This is a genomic window from Streptomyces sp. SAI-170 (genome assembly GCF_049739565.1).
Lineage (GTDB): Bacteria > Actinomycetota > Actinomycetes > Streptomycetales > Streptomycetaceae > Streptomyces.
Genome location: NZ_JBMGQD010000001.1, coordinates 4,887,933 through 4,904,837, shown reverse-complemented (window position 1 = coordinate 4,904,837; position 16,905 = coordinate 4,887,933). Strand labels below are relative to the sequence as shown.

Here is a 16,905-nt window from a genome sequence, read left to right as displayed (position 1 = left end):
GGCGACAGAGGAGGCACGGGACTGTTCATGGTGGCGTCGGAGCTCTCTGGCCGGGGATGCGGACGGGCGTGCTCCGGCGGAGTATACGGAGTGGCCAACCGGCGTTCAGCCGGATGTGGATTCCCGCTCACACAGGCAAGATCGCCCAGGTGAGGAGCCCCGCCGGCCGCCCCCTCAGCGGTCGAACACCGCCGTCACGGGCGCGTGGTCGCTCCACCGCTCGGCATGGCTCGCGGCCCGCTCGACGTACGCCTTGACGCACCGCTCCGCGAGGCCCGGCGTCGCGACCTGGAGGTCGATCCGCCAGCCGCTGTCGTTGTCGAAGGCCCGCCCGCGGTACGACCACCAGGTGTACGGCCCCTCGACCTCCGGGTGCAGCGCCCGTACGACGTCGACGTAGCCGCCGTCCTGGGCGTCGAGGACCCGGCCGAGCCACTCGCGCTCCTCGGGCAGGAAGCCGGAGTTCTTGGTGTTGCCGCGCCAGTTCTTCAGGTCGGCCGGCTGGTGGGCGATGTTCCAGTCGCCGCAGACCAGCACCTCGCGGCCCTGGGCGGCGGCCCGCTCGCGCAGCTCCTTGAGGTGGGCGAGGAACTCACCCATGAAGCGCACCTTCTCGTCCTGCCGCTCGGTGCCGACCTCGCCGGAGGGCAGATAGAGGGAGGCGACCGTCACACCGGGCAGGTCGGCCTCGACGTACCGGCCGCTGCCGTCGAACTCGGCCGACCCGAAGCCGACGCGCACCGCGTCCGGCTCACGGCGGGTGTAGAGGGAGACACCGGCGCGCCCCTTGGCGGCGGCGGGCGCGTGCACCACGTGCCAGCCCTCGGGCGCGCGCACATGCTCGGGCAGCTGCTGCGGCTCGGCCCGTACCTCCTGCAGGCACAGCACATCGGCTTCGGTCCCGGCGAGCCACTCCACGAAGCCCTTCTTCGCGGCGGCACGCAGCCCGTTCACATTCACAGAGGTCACAGTGAGCACCCCGGCACGATACCGGCACACTGGACCGAGTCCAGAATTCGATTTACGAGAGACTGGTCATACGTACGATGACCAGCATGCAGATCCGCCGCGTGCCTTTCGATCACCCCGACGCCGTCAAGCTCAACGACGAGGTCCAGGCCGAGTACCACGAGCGCTACGGCGACGGCGGCGACGCCACGACCCTCGCCCCCGCCGACTTCGAGCCGCCGCGCGGGATCTTCCTCATCGCCTACGACGAGTCCGACCGCCCGGTCGCCACCGGCGGCTGGCGCAGCCAGGACAAGAACCCCGAGGGCAACGAGGACGGCGACGCCGAGCTCAAGCGCATGTACGTGGTCCCCGACATGCGCGGCCGCGGCCTGGCCCGGCGGATACTGACCGCCCTGGAGGAGGACGCCCGCGCCGCCGGCCGGATCCGCATGGTCCTGGAGACCGGCGACAAGCAGCCGGAGGCCATCGCCCTGTACACGGCCACCGGCTACGAGCCGTGCGCCAAGTTCGGCTACTACCGCTTCTACGAGGACAGCCGCTGCTTCGCGAAGGCGTTGTGAGCCGCGTCACCTGAGGGCCCGTCACGGGTCCTCAGGTGACGGAGAAAACGATAGAGCCCCGTCGGTTTCCCGACGGGGCTCTATGCTGCGTGGACCTGAGGGGATTTGAACCCCTGGCCCCCTCGATGCGAACGAGGTGCGCTACCGGACTGCGCCACAGGCCCTTGCAACGAGTGAAACTTTAGCACCCCGATCGCCGTGCTTGAAAATCCGTATCCGGGACGGGGCAGGTCGGACCGTCACTCGTTGGCGGCCCGCGGCCGGCCGCCGTCCTCGTACTGGTCGAACAGCGGCGTCCGGCCCCGCTCCCGCGAGCGCCGTGCCGACGCGGCCCGACGCGCGTCGCTGCGCCCGCCGTCCTCGCCGCCCGCCTGCTCCTGCGCGTCCTGCGCGTCCTCGGCGGCGGGCTCCTGCTCGCGGGGCGCGGCGCCGGAGCGCGCCGAGCTCCAGGCGTCCGGCGCGCCGAGGTCCACATCGGCGGTGGCCCGCGGTGCGACCGGCGCGGTCACATACGTCGGCAGCGGCACCGGCACCGGCTCCCAGCTCTCGCCCCGGCCCGGCGCGCGCTGGCGCTCACGCTGCTGGTCGACCCACTCCGCGTGGTCCGTCTGCTCCACCAGGGCACGCCGGTCCGCCGCCAGCGCCGACAGCCCCGGGGCCGGCTCCGGCTCACCCGCCGCTTCGGGCTCCTCGGCGTCGTCGGCCGCCGTGTCGGGGCCGGCCGGCCCGCGCCGCTCCCTCGCGGCCCGCTCGCGCAGGCGCTGCGCCGCGGCCTCGGCCCGACGACGGTCCATCTGGAAGGCGAACCTGCGCCGCTCCTGGGCGCGCAGATACCCGATGTACCCGCTGAGCAGCACCGCGGGCACGCCCGGCGCCCACAGGAACGCGAGCCCGCCCACGGCGGCGACGATCGCGCCCAGCGTGAACGCCAGGAACAGCATCACGGTGGTACGTCTGCGGCGCGCGAGCACCTTCGTGCGCTGGGCGCGCGCCGCCGCGGCACCCGCCTCGGGCGCACGCCGGGCTCCCGGCACGGGGCCGCCCTGCACGGGGCCGCCCTGCACGGGTTTGCGCGCCGGGGCGGCCGCGCTGTTGCGCGCGGGCGTGCTGCCGGTCGAGTACGCCGCTGTCTGCGGGCGCGTCGGAGGCATGGCGAAGGCCCGGACGTCCACCGAGTCGGTGACCGTGTCCGGGTCCTCGAGGCCGGGCTCCCCCGCGTCGGTGGAGCGCGCCTGCAGGTCCTTGGCGTATCGGCGCTCCATGCCCGCCCGTCCGGACAGCAGCCGGATGGCGGTGCTGAAGCGTTCCGTCGGACGGGCCTCGTTCAGCTCGTCCTGCCTACGGAGCCACATCGGCACCAAGTAGGCGGCCCAGGCCCCGACGATGACTGCGTAGATGAGGCCGCTGCTGCTCACGTCTCACACCGTAGAGGGGTTTGCGTGAGGCCATCCGCCAATTGGGCCGGTGTGTCGCACGATCTGGCTGATATTTCGAAACTTTTTTATGAGGAAGTGATCAGCATTTCGAACACTTATTCAATTAACGAGGGCTAGGCGTGATTCCCCTGTGTCCGGGAGCGTGCCCGCCGCCAGCGGTTCAGCAACCCGTCCGGGACTTCCTCCGCGGTCAGGGCGAACACGAGGTGGTCGCGCCAGGCCCCGTCGATGTGGAGATAACGGGGGCGCAGCCCCTCCTCGCGGAATCCGAGTTTCTCCACGACCCGGCGGCTGGGCGTGTTCTCCGGGCGAATGCAGACCTCGATGCGGTGCAGGCCGACGGTGCGGAAACAGTGGTCCACCACGAGCGCGACCGCCGTCGGCATCACCCCGCGGCCGGCCACCGCCTCGTCCACCCAGTAACCGACGTGGCCCGAGCACATCGAGCCCCAGGTGATCCCGGCGACCGTCAGCTGCCCGACCAGCCGCCCCTGGTACTCGATCACGAACGGCAGCATCCGGCCCGAGTTCGCCTCCGCCCGCAGATGGCGGACCATCTGGCGGTAGGTGGGCCGGTGCGCGATCGGCCCGCTGGGCGTGGGCGGCGGGATGGTCGCCTCCCAGGGGCGCAGCCAGTCGCGGTTGCGCCGGTTCACCTCGCGCCAGGCCCGCTGGTCGCGCAGCTTTATCGGCCGGAGGACGATGTCGCCGTCCACCAGCTCGACCGGCCAGGATGCGCTGCTCAGCTCGCACCCCCGGGGCCGGGGGCGGGTCTCGGGTGGTCCCCGCCGCGGATCTGGTCGACGGCGTGCTTCAGCAGGGGCTCAAGGACGGCCAGACCGTCCTTCACCCCGCCGGTGGAGCCCGGCAGGTTCACGATGAGCGTGCGCCCGGCCAGCCCGGCCAGGCCCCGGGAGAGCGCCGAGGTCGGCACCTTCTCCCGGCCGTACGCGCGGATGGCCTCGGCGATGCCCGGCACCTCGCGGTCTATGACCGCGCGGGTCGCCTCGGGCGTGCGGTCGGTGGGCGAGATCCCGGTCCCGCCGGTGGTGACGATCACGTCGTACCCGGCGTCGACCCCGGCCCGCAGCGCCGTCTCCACGGGCTCCCCGTCCGGAACGACCTGGGGGCCGTCGACGGCGAACCCGAAGCCGCCGAGACCGTCGGCGACCAGCGGGCCGCCCTTGTCCTCGTAGACCCCGGCCGCGGCCCGGTTGGAGGCGGTGACGACCAGCGCGCGGTAGGCCCCGGCGCTCACGCCCGGCTCCAGTCGCCCGACTTGCCGCCCGTCTTCTCCTCCACCCGTACGTCCGTGATGACCGCTCCCTTGTCGACCGCCTTGACCATGTCGATGACGGTGAGCGCGGCGACGGAGACCGCGGTGAGGGCCTCCATCTCGACGCCCGTACGGTCGGTGGTCTTCACCGTGGCGGTGATCTCCACGGCGTCGTCCGCGACCGACAGGTCCAGTTTCACACCGGCCACCGACAACGGGTGGCACAGCGGGATGAGATCCGGCGTCCGCTTGGCACCCATGATGCCCGCGATCCGGGCCGTGGCCAGCGCATCTCCCTTGGGGACACCCTCGCCGCGGAGCAGTTCCACCACCTTCGGCGAGACGAGGACGCGGCCGCTCGCGCGCGCGGTGCGCGCGGTCACGTCCTTGCCGGATACGTCGACCATACGGGCGGCGCCCGCCTCGTCGATGTGCGTCAGTCGGTCCTGCGTGCTCATGCTGTACGGCGCTCCCGGTCCGGGCCCGTCGCGGTGCGGCGCACGGGCCTGCTGTGCGCGACACGGTACCGCCAAGTCGGGGTGCGGGGCGGAGGAGGATCCGCTGATCCCGGCAGGCGGACGCACGCGCGCGTGCCCTCAGCCGAGCAGCACGACCTCGACCTCGGCGCCGGGCTCGACCGACTCCACGTCCTCGGGCACGACGATCAGCGCGTCGGCGTGCGCGAGCGCCGCGATCAGATGCGAACCGGCCCCGCCGACCGGGGCCACACCGCCGTCGGCGTACACCCCGCGCAGGAACTGCCTGCGCCCCTTGGGCGAGCTCAGCGGCCGGTCCCCGCCCAGGCGCGCCCGGGTGCGCGGGCGGTGGACGTCGGGAAGGCCCATCAGAGTGCGGATCGCCGGGCGCACGAACAGCTCGAAGGAGACGTACGACGACACCGGGTTGCCGGGCAGGGCCAGCAGCGGGGTGTGGTCGGGGCCGATGGAGCCGAAGCCCTGCGGCTTGCCGGGCTGCATGGCGAGCTTGCGGAACTCGATGCCGCTGCCGGCCTCGTCCTCGTCGCCGACGTGCGACAGGGCCTCCTTGACGACGTCGTACGCGCCGACGCTGACGCCTCCCGTGGTGACCATCAGGTCGGCGCGGACCAGCTGGTCCTCGACGGTCGTACGGAGGGTCTCGGCGTCGTCGGCGACGGCGCCCACCCGGTAGGCGATGGCACCGGCGTCGCGGGCGGCGGCCGTGAGGGCGAAGCTGTTGGAGTCGTAGATCTGACCGCTGCCCAGCTCCTCGCCGGGCTGGACGAGTTCGCTGCCGGTGGAGAGCACGACCACGCGCGGGCGCGGGCGTACGCGTACCGTGCCGCGTCCGATCGCGGCGAGCAGCGCGATCTGCGGCGGGCCGAGCACGGTGCCCGCCTCCAGGGCGCGGTCGCCCGCCTTCACGTCGCTGCCCTTGGCGCGCACATGCGCGCGTGCCTCGGCCGGCCGGTACACCTGGACCTGGCCGCCGGCGCCTTCGGGGGCGAGGCTGCGGGCGCGCATGCCGGTCACCGGCCCCTCGCCGAGGCCGCCGTCGGTCCACTCGACCGGCACGACCGTCTCGGCGCCGGGCGGAAGCGGGGCGCCGGTCATGATGCGGGCGGCCTGGCCGGGGCCGACGTGCAGCAGCTCGGCCTGGCCCGCCGCGACGTCCCCGACGACCTCCAGGGCCGCCGGGAACTCCTCGCTCGCGCCCGCTACATCGGCGACCCGCACCGCGTACCCGTCCATCGAGCTGTTGTCGAACGGCGGCAACGACACCGGCACCGTCACGTCGTCGACCAGGACGCAGCCCTGGGCGTCCAGCAGTTGCAGCTCGATGGGCTCCAGGGGGCGGACGGTCGCGAGGATGTCCTCCAGGTGTTCGTCGACCGACCACAGGTGGTCATGGCCGGCGGTACGGGGCGCGGCGGTGCTCAAGGTGCTACATCTCCTCGGTGACGTAACTGCGAAGCCAGGACCGGAAGTCCGGTCCCAGATCTTCACGTTCGCACGCGAGTCTGACAATGGCCCGCAGATAGTCGCCCCGGTCACCGGTGTCATAGCGGCGGCCCTGGAAGACGACGCCGTGCACCGGGCCGCCGGCGCTCTCGTCCTCCGCGAGGTGCTGGAGGGCGTCGGTCAGCTGGATCTCGCCGCCGCGGCCGGGCTCGGTCTTGCGCAGTATCTCGAAGACGGCAGGGTCGAGGACGTAGCGGCCGATGATCGCGTAGTTGGACGGGGCGTCCGCCGCGTCGGGCTTCTCGACCAGCCCGGTGACCTTGACGACGTCACCTTCGGCGGTCGCCTCCACGGCCGCGCACCCGTAGAGGTGGATCTGCTCGGGCGCGACCTCCATGAGTGCGACGACGCTGCCGCCGTGCTGCTCCTGGATCTCGATCATGCGCTGCAGCAGCGGGTCGCGCGGGTCGATCAGGTCGTCGCCGAGCAGCACCGCGAACGGCTCGTCGCCGACGTGCGGGGCCGCGCACAGCACGGCGTGGCCCAGTCCCCTGGGGTCGCCCTGGCGGACGTAGTGCATCGTCGCCAGGTCGCTCGACTCCTGCACCTTGGCCAGTCGCTCGGCGTCGCCCTTCTTCTCCAGAGCCGACTCGAGTTCGTAGTTGCGGTCGAAGTGGTCCTCCAGGGGGCGCTTGTTGCGCCCTGTCACCATGAGGACGTCGTCGAGGCCGGCGGACACGGCCTCCTCGACCACGTACTGGATCGCCGGCTTGTCCACGACCGGCAGCATCTCCTTGGGAGTGGCTTTGGTGGCCGGCAGGAACCGGGTGCCGAGGCCTGCTGCGGGGATGACAGCCTTGCTGATCCTGGGGTGCGACTGAGTCATGGCCGCAACCCTATCCGGTGCCTTTGAGAGGAATCTGTGGCTCCGGTTAATTGGCTCTCATATGAGCACATTGGAACCGTAACGGGAGCAACCTGTGGGGCACTTCGGACGTCCGACCGAGACTGACAAGCGAATGTTGCGGCGGGAGTTCCTCGCGGTGAGGAACAGATTGACAGCAGATGACGTACGGGCCGCAGCCGCCGCCCTCGCCGAGCGGGCCCTCGAACTGCCCGAACTGGCGCAGGCCCGCACCGTCGCGGCGTACGTCTCCGTGGACACCGAACCGGGCACCCTCGCGCTCCTGGACGCGCTGCGCGCGCGGGGCGTGCGCGTCCTGCTGCCCGCCCTGCTGCCCGACAACGACCTCGACTGGGGCGCGTACGAAGGGGAGGGCTCCCTCGCGCGCGTCCGGCACGGCGGGAAGATGGCGCTGTTCGAGCCGACCGGCGAGCGCCTCGGCCCCGACGCGGTCGTCTCCGCGGACGTCGTGCTGCTGCCCGGCCTCGCGGTCGACGCGCGCGGGATGCGGCTGGGGCGCGGCGGCGGATCGTACGACCGCGTCCTGGCCCGGCTGGAGCGTGCGGACGCGCACCCCGCGCTGGTGGTGCTGCTCTACGACACCGAGGTCGTCGAGCACGTCCCGGAGGAGGCGCACGACCAGCCGGTCCACGCGGCGGTGACCCCGACGGGCGTCCACCGCTTCCACCGCCCCCTGTAGCGCGATGGCCCTCCACGCGCGCGTGGAGGGCCATCGGTGGAAGCCGGCTACGAGGTCACGGCTTGAGGACCAGGGTGTCGCTGGTCCTGTCGTCGACCGCCTTCTCGGTGAAGGCCCAGCCCAGCAGCTCGCCCTTGGCCCACTTGTCCGTCTGGTCGGTGTAGTGGGCGTTGTAGGCGTGCCCGGAGGCGCCGGTGAGGTTGATCCAGCGCGACTTGTCGAGGTCGCCGAGGTTGACCACCATGCGCATCGAGGGGACCCAGACGACGCCGTAGCCGCCGGCCGCGTTCCAGCCGGTGGCGTTGACCGTGGCCTCGCCGCCGCCGAGCTTCCAGGGGCCGCGGTTGAGCATGTACTGCAGGACGCCGGGGCCTTCGGTGCCGAGGGTCTGGTTGTTCAGGAACAGGCGGTGCAGCCTGCCCCAGCTCCAGGTGTCGATGTCCTTGCCGAGCTTGGCGGTCAGCTCCCAGCGGGCGTCGACCAGGGCACGCTCGAACAGCTCGTCACGGTTGGTGGCGCCGTCGCGCGTGCCGACCTCGGGCGTGCTCCACCACTCGCTGTCCTCGTCGTCCATGAGGCCGCGCACGACCTCGAACCAGCGGTCCCCGCCGTCGGGCTGGGCCTGGTCGGCGTCGCGCTGGCCGCACTCGCGGACCTTGCGGTCCTCGTCGGCGGGGCCGGTGGTGTCGGTCGGCTCGACCCACAGGCACTGGCCCTTGACCCGCAGCTCCTTGGGCAGCTTGTTGCCGAAGGCGAGCTTGAGGATGTTGCGCCAGGTGGAGTTGAAGTACGCGGCGGCCGCGGAGTCGGCGTCCTGGGTGTAGTCCCAGCCCTCCAGGAGCTTCTGCGCCTCGCGGACGTCCGGGTCCTCCACGTCGATCTTCAGCAGCCGGGGCACGAGCAGCTTGGCGATCTCGCTGCTGTTGTCCAGCTGCATCTGCCGCATGTCGTCGGTGGAGATCTTGCCGCCGCCCTTGATCTTCGACTCGATGAGGTCGTTGATGCGCTGGCTGCGGGTGCCGTAGCCCCAGTCGGTGGTCAGGGTGTACGGGTAGTCGTCCTTGTTCACGACGGCCTGGTTGGCGGTGACGATGTAGCCGCGCGCGGGGTCGAACTCGTAGGGCAGCTCGTCCTGGTCGATGAAGCCCTTCCAGCTGTACTTCGAGTCCCAGCCGGGCGCCGGGATCGAGCCGTCGTGGCCCTTCGCGCGCGTGGGGATCTTTCCGGGCAGCGTGTAGCCGATGTGGTTGTCGGTGTCGGCGTAGACCAGGTTCTGCGAGGGGACGTCGAACAGGTCGGCCGCGGCGCGGAAGTCCTCCCAGTCGGCCGCGCGGTCCATCGCGAAGACGGCGTCCATGGAGGTGCCCGCGTCCAGGGCGGTCCAGCGCAGGGCGATGCCGTAGCCGTCGCCGCGGTCGGGGGCGGCGGTGTCGACGGTGGCCTTGCGGCCGACCTTGACGAGGTCGTCGTCGCGGTCGGACAGCAGCGGGCCGTTGTCCGTCTCGCGCACGACGATCGGCTTGGCCGCGCCGCCGGCGACCTTGATGATCTCCTTGCGCGTCGTGAACGGCTTGACCTTGCCGTCGAGCAGATAGCCGTCGCCGGTGAGCTTCTCCAGGTAGAGGTCGGTGACGTCCACGCCGGAGTTGGTCATGCCCCAGGCGATGTCCTTGTTGTGGCCGATGATCACGCCGGGCAGTCCGGCGAAGGTGTAGCCGCTGACGTCGTACTGGCACTTCTCGGAGACCGCGCGGCAGTGCAGGCCCATCTGGTACCAGACGGACGGCAGCGAGGCCGACAGGTGCGGGTCGTTGGCGAGCAGCGGCTTGCCGGTGATGGTGTGGCTGCCCGCGACGACCCAGGAGTTGGAGCCGATGCCGTTGCCGTTCACGCCGACGGCCTCGGGAAGGTCCTCCAGGACGCCGTACAGGCCCGAGAGCTGGGTCTGCAGGGCCGCACCTTCCGTGGTGCCCGTGGAGGCGCCCACAGCGTCCGTGGAGCCGCCCGTGCCGGTGCCCTCGCCGCTCGTGCCGGGGTCGGTGCCCGTGCCGCCGTCGGAGTCGCCTTCCTCGCCGCCGTCACCGCCGCCGCCGAAGGAGCCGGTGAGCTCGTCGTACTGGCCCTCCTGGACGATCGCCTTGTTGCGGCCGTACGGATACGCCGGGTACAGGTCGGCGATCTGCTTGGGGCCGAGGCGGCTGGTCATCAGGGCGCGGTCGATCTCGTCCTGCATGTTGCCGCGCAGGTCCCAGGCCATCGCCTTCAGCCAGGCGATCGAGTCGACCGGGGTCCACTGCGCGGGCTTGTAGTCGTTCTCGAAGCCGAGAGCGGCGTACTCCAGGGAGATGTCCTCGCCGCTCTTGCCGTCGAGGTAGGCGTTGACCCCCTTGGCGTACGCCTGGAGGTACTTCTTCGTGGAGTCCGACAGCTTGGTGTCGTACTCCTTCTTCGCCACCCGGTCCCAGCCCAGCGTGCGCAGGAACTCGTCGTTGTCGATCTGGCTCTTGCCGAACATCTCCGACAGGCGGCCGGAGGTCAGGTGCCGGCGCACGTCCATCTCGTAGAACCGGTCCTGCGCCTGGACGAAGCCCTGCGCCATGAACAGGTCCGCGTCGGAGGACGCGTAGATCTGCGGGATGCCGTTGCCGTCGCGCTTGACGTCGACGGGCCCCGACAGGCCGTCCAGGGTGATGGATCCCTTGGTCTGCGGGAAGGAGGCACGCACGGTGCTGATGGACCAGTACGCCCCGAATCCGAGTCCGCCGACGACGGCCAGCACCAGCAGGAGCACGATCAGTCGGGCTTTGCGCCCCTTTTTCCTGCCGGGCTTGCCGGGCTTCTGACCCGAAGAGGCGGTGGTGTTGGGGGGCATCGCTGTCCTTGCTGTCCTAACGCGAGCGGCAGGTCGGGCTGTGACTATGAAAGAGCGCTGGAGCAACCATAGGCGCAGGGCCCGACGCCCCTTGACGCGGAGTCCGGAACCAGCGCGGACGGATGTTCGATCTTGCCTGGTCGAGCGTCAAGAAAACGTCAAGAGTTAGGTAAGGTAACGAAGTAGTTGCCCCCAGGGGAACCAGGGAACCCAGGGAGACCAGGGAAGGGAACGGCCACTGACAGTCCACGACCTCAACCAGCTCCTCCTCGTCTGCTCGCTCGTCCTGCTCATCGCGGTCGCCGCGGTCCGGATCTCCTCGCGCAGCGGGCTCCCCAGCCTGCTCGTGTACCTGGCCATCGGTGTCCTCATGGGCCAGGACGGCATCGGCGGCATCCACTTCGACAACGCCGAACTCACCCAGGTCATCGGCTACGCGGCCCTGGTGGTGATCCTGGCCGAAGGTGGCCTCGGCACGAAGTGGAAGGAGATCAAGCCGGCCCTGCCGGCCGCCAGCGCGCTGGCGCTGGGCGGGGTCGCGGTGAGCGTCGGCGTCACCGCCGCGGCCGCTCACTATCTGGTCGGTCTGGAATGGCGTCAGGCCCTGATCATCGGCGCGGTCGTCTCCTCCACCGACGCCGCGGCCGTCTTCTCGGTCCTGCGCAGAATTCCGCTCCCCGCGCGCGTGACGGGCACATTGGAAGCGGAGTCCGGCTTCAACGACGCCCCCGTCGTCATCCTGGTCGTCTCCTTCTCCACCGCCGGTCCCGTCGAGCACTGGTACGTCCTGCTCGGCGAGATAGCCCTGGAGCTGGCCATCGGCGCGGCCATAGGCCTCGCGGTGGGCTGGCTGGGCGCCTGGGGGCTGCGCCATGTCGCGCTGCCCGCCTCCGGCCTCTACCCGATCGCCGTCGTCGCGATCGCGGTGACCGCGTACGCCGCCGGCGCCCTGGCACACGGCAGCGGCTTCCTCGCCGTCTACCTCGCCGCCATGGTCATGGGCAACGCGCGCCTGCCCCACTGGCCCGCCACGCGCGGCTTCGCCGAAGGCCTCGGCTGGATCGCCCAGATCGGCATGTTCGTGCTGCTCGGCCTGCTGGTCACCCCGCACGAGCTCTACGACGACATCTGGCCCGCCCTGGTCATCGGGCTCGTCCTGACCATGGTGGCGCGCCCGCTCAGCGTCGTGCTCTGCCTGGTGCCGTTCCGGGTGCCCTGGCCGGAGCAGGCGCTGATGTCCTGGGCCGGGCTGCGCGGCGCCGTGCCCATCATCCTGGCGACCATCCCGATGGTGAACGGCGTCGACGCCAGCCGCCGCATCTTCAACATCGTCTTCGTCCTGGTCGTCGTCTACACCCTCGTCCAGGGCCCCACCCTGCCCTGGCTCGCCCGCACGCTGCGCCTCGGCGACGGGTCCGAGGCCTCCGACCTCGGCATCGAGTCCGCACCCCTGGAGCGGCTGCGCGGCCATCTGCTGTCCGTGGCGATCCCCGACGGCTCCAAGATGCACGGTGTCGAGGTCAGCGAGCTGCGGCTGCCGGCCGGAGCCGCCGTGACACTCGTCGTACGCGATGAAGAATCGTTCGTGCCGCTGCCCTCCACCGTCCTGCGCCGCGGGGACGAGCTGCTCGTCGTCGCCACCGACCCGGTGCGGGACGCCGCCGAGCGGCGCCTGCGCGCCGTGGGACAGGGCGGAAAGCTGGCCGGATGGCTGGGCACGGGGGGCGAGGACTCGGGGCGGCGGTGAGGGCGCGGGGCGCGTTTCGCACCGTTCACAGGTAACAGCGGCTACGGTGTGCGCTTTCACAGAGTCAACGCGCGTAGATGCCTGTATCATCAAGGCAGACCTTGATCGAACCAACTCTGCCTGACGCAGAGCTGGCGCGACCGTATGGCGGCCGTGACGCCCTCTCCACAGGGGGCGCCGGTATCTACCGCAGTTCAGCGCAAGAGGACAGCTCTCGGCGCCGCCCCCCACCCGCAGGGGCCGCGCTACCAGGCGGCAGAAAGGCACGGGCCGTGGCGTCCACGGTCTCCACCGAGCCGTCGAAGAACTCGCCGGCACCCTCCCGCCCGGGATACGGGCAACTGCTGCGCACCCGCGGCGCCTGGACGTTCCTGCTCCCCGGTTTCGCCGCGCGCCAGCCGTTCGCGATGCTGACCATCTCGATCGTGCTGCTCGTGCAGCACACCACGGGCTCGTACGGTGCGGCGGGCGCCGCCGCCGCCGTCACCGGTGTCTCCATGGCGCTGTTCGCGCCGTACACCGGACGGCTCGCCGACCGCTTCGGGCAGCGCGCCGTGCTGCTCCCCGGTGTGCTGGTACACGCGCTGGCCGGTATCGCCTTCACCGCGCTCGCGCTGTCCCACGCGCCTCTGTGGGCACTGTTCGTGGCCGCCGTCCCCACGGGCGCCTCGGTGCCGCAGGTCGGGCCGATGGTCCGCGCCCGCTGGGGCGTGAAGCTGCAGGGTTCGCCCCTGATGACCACGGCGGCGGCCTTCGAGTCGGTCACGGACGAGTTCACCTTCGTCGTCGGACCGCTGCTGGCGACGGCCCTGTGCACCGCGGTGGACCCCGCCGCGGGTCTGGTGACCGAGGCGTCACTGACCCTGCTCGGCGGTCTGCTGTTCGCCGCACAGAAGGGCACACAGCCGCAGGTCGCCCCCGCCGGGCACGTGCGCGTGCGGCACGCTTCCGCGCTCAGCGTCCCGGGCGTGCGCGTCCTGATCGTGGCGTTCCTCGGCATCGGCTCCGTCTTCGGCGGCATGCAGGTGTCGCTGGCGGCGTTCACCGAGTCCATCGGCGAGCCCGGCCTGAACGGCGTGCTGTACGGAACGTTCGCGGCGGGCAACATGCTCTCCGGTATCGCCTGTGGCGCCATCGCGTGGAAGATCGCCCCGCAGCGCCGCCTGGTTCTCGGCTACGCGGCGCTCGCGCTGGTCGCGTCCGGCCTGTGGGCGGCGCAGTCGGTGCTGCTCCTCGCGGGGCTCGGCCTGCTGGTCGGCATGTGCATCGCGCCCGCCCTGATCACCGGCTACACGCTGGTGGAGGGTCTGGTCCCGGCCGGGGCCCGCACCGAGGCGTTCACCTGGCTGACCGGCGCGGTCGCGCTCGGGCAGGCGGCCGCCGTCACGGTCGCCGGACAGCTGGAGGACCGGCTGTGGGGCGGTGCCGGATTCCTCGTCCCGATGGGTGGCACGCTGCTCGCTCTGGCGACCCTGGTCGCCCTGCGCTCACGCCTCTCGGCACGGCCCGCCGGCCGCACCGTCGCGCGTGGCGTCGGTCACCGCGTGCCGGTGACGGTGGACTGATCCCCCGGAATACGTCACTATGGATCGTCGTTAGCACTCATCGAGTGAGAGTGCCAGGAGGAAGACAGTGCCGACGTACCAGTACCAGTGCACCGAGTGCGGCGAGGGCCTCGAGGCGGTGCAGAAGTTCACCGACGACGCCCTGACCGAGTGCCCCAACTGCGGTGGTCGCCTCAAGAAGGTGTTCTCCGCGGTCGGCATCGTCTTCAAGGGCTCCGGCTTCTACCGCAACGACAGCCGCGGCGCCTCGTCGAGCAGCTCGCCCGCGTCGTCGAAGTCGACGCCGGCGTCGTCCTCCACTTCTTCTTCGGCGTCTTCGTCGTCCTCGGACTCGAAGTCCTCGGGCTCGGCGAGCTCGGCCGGCAGCTCCGCCGCCTGACACACCCGCTCGCGGGACCCTGTCGTCGTACGACGGCAGGGTCTTCGGCGTTTCCGGCACCGGTGGACCGCGCCTCCCCCGCGCCAGCTACCGTGCTGGTCATGGCGAACGCAGACATCGGTGTAATCGGCGGCTCCGGCTTCTACTCCTTCCTGGACGACGTGACCGAGATCCAGGTGGAGACGCCGTACGGGCCGCCCAGCGACTCCCTCTTCCTCGGCGAGATCGCGGGCCGCCGGGTCGCGTTCCTGCCCCGGCACGGTCGCGGCCACCATCTCCCGCCGCACCGGATCAACTACCGGGCCAACCTGTGGGCGCTGCGCTCGGTCGGTGTGCGCCAGGTGCTCGCCCCCTGCGCGGTGGGCGGCCTGCGGCCCGAGTTCGGGCCCGGCACCCTGCTCGTACCGGATCAGCTGGTGGACCGTACGAAGTCTCGGGTGGGGACGTATTTCGACGGGCTCCCGCTGCCGGACGGCACGGTGCCCAATGTGGTGCACGTGTCCCTGGCCGACCCCTACTGCCCCACCGGGCGGGCGGCCGCGCTGAAGGCGGCGCGCGGCCGGGACTGGGAGGCGGTGGACGGCGGGACGCTGGTCGTCGTCGAGGGGCCGCGGTTCTCGACCCGCGCCGAATCGCTGTGGCACCAGGCTCAGGGCTGGTCGGTCGTCGGCATGACGGGCCACCCGGAGGCCGCGCTCGCCCGGGAGCTGGAGCTCTGCTACACCTCGCTCACGCTGGTCACGGACCTGGACGCGGGCGCGGAGACCGGCGAGGGCGTCTCGCACGACGAGGTGCTCCAGGTGTTCGCGGCGAACGTCGACCGGCTGCGGGGCGTGCTGTTCGACGCGGTCGCCGCACTGCCCGCGAGCGGCGAGCGGGACTGCCTGTGCACGAGCGCGCTGGGCGGCATGGACCCGGGGTTCGCGCTGCCGTAGCGGGGCGTAGTCCCTGGGGGCCCCTTCGGGTGAGGGAGTTTTCCACAACCGGCGAGTAGCGCACCGGCCTCGGCGGGCATCGGCGAGCGGCCTCATCGTGGGCCCTGCAAGCCGGTTCCCGTCGCAGGTGGTGGTTCTCGTGTCCGTGTTCCGTTCCCCCATTCCTCCCGTTCCTCCAATTCCCCCCGCTCCTCCCGTTCCTGCGTACTCCTCCGCGCATCCGCCGGGCAGCGACGCACCGGCCACGTGCGAGGTGCCGCACTTCGACCCGGTGCGGGTGCACGGCGTGCGTCATCAGCTGGAACGGCTCGTACGGCATCGCAGGCGGGCCCTGGCGGCCGGCCTGGCGGTGACGGCGGTGGCGCTGGTGGCGGCCGGACCCCGATCGGGAGCCGACGCCCACCGCGATGAGCAGGCCCTCGGCCATCCGGTGGCGGAGCGGGCGCCGGAGCGCCGGGCCGTGCGGACGGTGACCGCGCCGGTGCGCATCGCCGACGGCGCGACGGTACGGCTGCTGCGCCCCGGCGACCGCGTCGACGTCATCGCCGCGCAGGACACCGCCACCGGCGGTCAGGCCCGGGTGGTGGCGCGCGGGGCGCTGGTGACGAAGGTGCCCGAGCCCCTCGCGGAGTCCGCCGACACGGGGGCCCTGGTCGTGCTCTCGGTGCCGCGCGCCACCGCGACCCGGCTGGTCGGGGCGAGTGCCACGGCGCGGTTGGCGGTGACGCTGTGCTGAAGCGTGTCCTGCGCCTGCTCGGAGACGCACTGTCAAGTCGCTCGATCGAGCTAAGGAATTGGACAGGATGGCCTCGCTCTGACGTAGGTTGCGGAGCGGTTTGTTCCACAACAGGTGTGTACGAGGAGAGGCTCCGAGGTGAGCGAGAAGAAGGGTCCGAGCGTCTGGTCGGGCTTCAAGGCCTTCCTGATGCGCGGGAACGTCATCGACCTGGCAGTGGCGGTGGTCATCGGCGCCGCCTTCACCAACATCGTCAACTCGGTGGTGAAGGGCGTCATCAATCCGCTGGTCGGAGCGATCGGCACCAAGAACCTCGACAGCTACAGCTCGTGCCTCAAGGGGCCCTGCGAAGTGGCTGCCGACGGGACGGTCGCATCGGGCGTCATGATCCTCTGGGGCTCGGTCCTGGGGGCGACGCTCAGCTTCGTGATCACCGCGGCGGTGGTCTACTTCCTGATGGTGCTGCCGATGTCGAAGTACCTGGCGCGGGTCGAGGCCCAGCGCAAGGCCCGGGAGGGCACCGTCGAGGTCATCGAGGTGACCGAGCTGGAGGTGCTCAAGGAGATCCGCGACGCGCTGGTCGCCCAGCGCGGAGCAGGCCACAGCGAACGCTGACGGCCGCGGTCGGGGCGGCTCTGCGGGCGTCGGCCCGCCGGGCCGCCCGTCGCGCTCAGAGGTGGTGGGGCGGCTTCTCGTCGAGGAAACGCTTGAGGTCGTCGGCGCTGGCGCCGGCCGGCCGATCGCCCCACCCGCGGTCCGTGTCGTCCGAGGACTGCTGCGACAGCGGATCGTCGAAGATCAGCGCGGCCTTCGGCTCGCGCGGCTCGGGGGCGGATGCGGTAGTCATGCCTCCAGCGTACGGTGCCGGCGGCGACGCCCTGAC

General features: G+C 71.4%; 17 protein-coding genes and 1 tRNA gene. 8 read left to right on the top strand and 10 right to left on the bottom strand.

The window, feature by feature from the left end; translation table 11 throughout:
- Positions 1-174: 174 nt before the first annotated feature.
- Positions 175-978 carry an exodeoxyribonuclease III gene (locus RKD23_RS21965; RefSeq protein ID WP_424855207.1) on the bottom strand — a complete coding sequence of 268 codons (804 nt, stop codon included), beginning with the start codon at positions 976-978 and terminating at the stop codon, positions 175-177.
- A gap of 77 nt (positions 979-1,055) precedes the next feature.
- Here RKD23_RS21965 and RKD23_RS21960 point away from each other — a divergent pair, with 77 nt between their 5' ends.
- Positions 1,056-1,532, top strand: coding sequence for a GNAT family N-acetyltransferase (locus RKD23_RS21960; RefSeq protein WP_424855206.1), 477 nt, complete (start codon positions 1,056-1,058; stop codon positions 1,530-1,532).
- 90 nt (positions 1,533-1,622) lie between these two features.
- On the opposite strand, the gene RKD23_RS21955 is transcribed toward RKD23_RS21960, so the two are convergent.
- The 7 genes from RKD23_RS21955 to galU all read right to left on the bottom strand — a co-directional run bounded on the left by RKD23_RS21955 (position 1,623) and on the right by galU (position 7,070).
- Positions 1,623-1,696, bottom strand: a tRNA-Ala gene (locus tag RKD23_RS21955).
- 75 nt (positions 1,697-1,771) lie between these two features.
- Positions 1,772-2,947: a gephyrin-like molybdotransferase receptor GlpR gene (gene glpR, locus RKD23_RS21950; protein WP_424855205.1), complete on the bottom strand. Its 1,176-nt coding sequence runs from the start codon at positions 2,945-2,947 to the stop codon at positions 1,772-1,774.
- A gap of 134 nt (positions 2,948-3,081) precedes the next feature.
- Positions 3,082-3,684: a GNAT family N-acetyltransferase gene (locus tag RKD23_RS21945; protein WP_424855204.1), complete on the bottom strand. Its 603-nt coding sequence runs from the start codon at positions 3,682-3,684 to the stop codon at positions 3,082-3,084.
- A gap of 26 nt (positions 3,685-3,710) precedes the next feature.
- Positions 3,711-4,238, bottom strand: coding sequence for a MogA/MoaB family molybdenum cofactor biosynthesis protein (locus tag RKD23_RS21940; protein WP_424858305.1), 528 nt, complete (start codon positions 4,236-4,238; stop codon positions 3,711-3,713).
- Positions 4,223-4,702 carry a cyclic pyranopterin monophosphate synthase MoaC gene (moaC, locus tag RKD23_RS21935; RefSeq protein ID WP_424855203.1) on the bottom strand — a complete coding sequence of 160 codons (480 nt, stop codon included), beginning with the start codon at positions 4,700-4,702 and terminating at the stop codon, positions 4,223-4,225. Before moaC ends, RKD23_RS21940 begins: the two co-directional genes overlap by 16 nt.
- 138 nt (positions 4,703-4,840) lie before the next feature.
- A complete protein-coding gene (gene glp, locus RKD23_RS21930) occupies positions 4,841-6,163 on the bottom strand; it encodes a gephyrin-like molybdotransferase Glp (protein ID WP_424855202.1) in 1,323 nt (440 codons plus the stop codon).
- A gap of 4 nt (positions 6,164-6,167) precedes the next feature.
- Positions 6,168-7,070, bottom strand: coding sequence for a UTP--glucose-1-phosphate uridylyltransferase GalU (galU, locus tag RKD23_RS21925; RefSeq protein ID WP_424855201.1), 903 nt, complete (start codon positions 7,068-7,070; stop codon positions 6,168-6,170).
- 133 nt (positions 7,071-7,203) lie between these two features.
- Between galU and RKD23_RS21920 the strand changes: the two genes are divergently transcribed.
- Positions 7,204-7,788 (top strand): 5-formyltetrahydrofolate cyclo-ligase, encoded by a 585-nt coding sequence (locus RKD23_RS21920; protein ID WP_424855200.1) that lies wholly within the window; start codon positions 7,204-7,206, stop codon positions 7,786-7,788.
- A 55-nt stretch (positions 7,789-7,843) separates the two neighbouring features.
- Here RKD23_RS21920 and RKD23_RS21915 read toward each other — a convergent pair whose 3' ends face one another.
- Positions 7,844-10,660, bottom strand: coding sequence for a penicillin acylase family protein (locus RKD23_RS21915; protein ID WP_424855199.1), 2,817 nt, complete (start codon positions 10,658-10,660; stop codon positions 7,844-7,846).
- Between the two features lie 238 nt (positions 10,661-10,898).
- Here RKD23_RS21915 and RKD23_RS21910 point away from each other — a divergent pair, with 238 nt between their 5' ends.
- From RKD23_RS21910 to mscL, 6 genes are all read left to right on the top strand, one after another.
- Positions 10,899-12,407, top strand: coding sequence for a potassium/proton antiporter (locus RKD23_RS21910; RefSeq protein ID WP_424858304.1), 1,509 nt, complete (start codon positions 10,899-10,901; stop codon positions 12,405-12,407).
- Between the two features lie 272 nt (positions 12,408-12,679).
- Positions 12,680-13,972 (top strand): MFS transporter, encoded by a 1,293-nt coding sequence (locus RKD23_RS21905; protein WP_424855198.1) that lies wholly within the window; start codon positions 12,680-12,682, stop codon positions 13,970-13,972.
- A 67-nt stretch (positions 13,973-14,039) separates the two neighbouring features.
- Positions 14,040-14,351, top strand: coding sequence for an FmdB family zinc ribbon protein (locus RKD23_RS21900; RefSeq protein ID WP_424855197.1), 312 nt, complete (start codon positions 14,040-14,042; stop codon positions 14,349-14,351).
- A gap of 101 nt (positions 14,352-14,452) precedes the next feature.
- Positions 14,453-15,286, top strand: coding sequence for an S-methyl-5'-thioadenosine phosphorylase (locus RKD23_RS21895; protein ID WP_424855196.1), 834 nt, complete (start codon positions 14,453-14,455; stop codon positions 15,284-15,286).
- Between the two features lie 178 nt (positions 15,287-15,464).
- Entirely contained in the window at positions 15,465-16,022 is a 558-nt protein-coding gene (locus tag RKD23_RS21890; protein ID WP_424858303.1) for a hypothetical protein, read from the top strand.
- A 138-nt stretch (positions 16,023-16,160) separates the two neighbouring features.
- Complete coding sequence (mscL, locus tag RKD23_RS21885; RefSeq protein ID WP_404041982.1) at positions 16,161-16,637, top strand: large conductance mechanosensitive channel protein MscL; 477 nt, start codon at positions 16,161-16,163, stop codon at positions 16,635-16,637.
- A 55-nt stretch (positions 16,638-16,692) separates the two neighbouring features.
- On the opposite strand, the gene RKD23_RS21880 is transcribed toward mscL, so the two are convergent.
- A complete protein-coding gene (locus tag RKD23_RS21880) occupies positions 16,693-16,869 on the bottom strand; it encodes a hypothetical protein (RefSeq protein WP_424855195.1) in 177 nt (58 codons plus the stop codon).
- Positions 16,870-16,905: the final 36 nt, after the last annotated feature.

What these genes read in the sequence shown, in the direction of transcription:
- galU (WP_424855201.1), bottom strand. Translation starts at nt 7,070, where the DNA reads ATGACTCAGTCGCACCCCAGGATCAGCAAGGCTGTCATCCCCGCAGCA.
- RKD23_RS21880 (WP_424855195.1), bottom strand. Translation starts at nt 16,869, where the DNA reads ATGACTACCGCATCCGCCCCCGAGCCGCGCGAGCCGAAGGCCGCGCTG.
- RKD23_RS21960 (WP_424855206.1), top strand. Translation starts at nt 1,056, where the DNA reads ATGCAGATCCGCCGCGTGCCTTTCGATCACCCCGACGCCGTCAAGCTC.
- RKD23_RS21920 (WP_424855200.1), top strand. Translation starts at nt 7,204, where the DNA reads ATGTTGCGGCGGGAGTTCCTCGCGGTGAGGAACAGATTGACAGCAGAT.
- RKD23_RS21915 (WP_424855199.1), bottom strand. Translation starts at nt 10,660, where the DNA reads ATGCCCCCCAACACCACCGCCTCTTCGGGTCAGAAGCCCGGCAAGCCC.
- RKD23_RS21895 (WP_424855196.1), top strand. Translation starts at nt 14,453, where the DNA reads ATGGCGAACGCAGACATCGGTGTAATCGGCGGCTCCGGCTTCTACTCC.
- moaC (WP_424855203.1), bottom strand. Translation starts at nt 4,702, where the DNA reads ATGAGCACGCAGGACCGACTGACGCACATCGACGAGGCGGGCGCCGCC.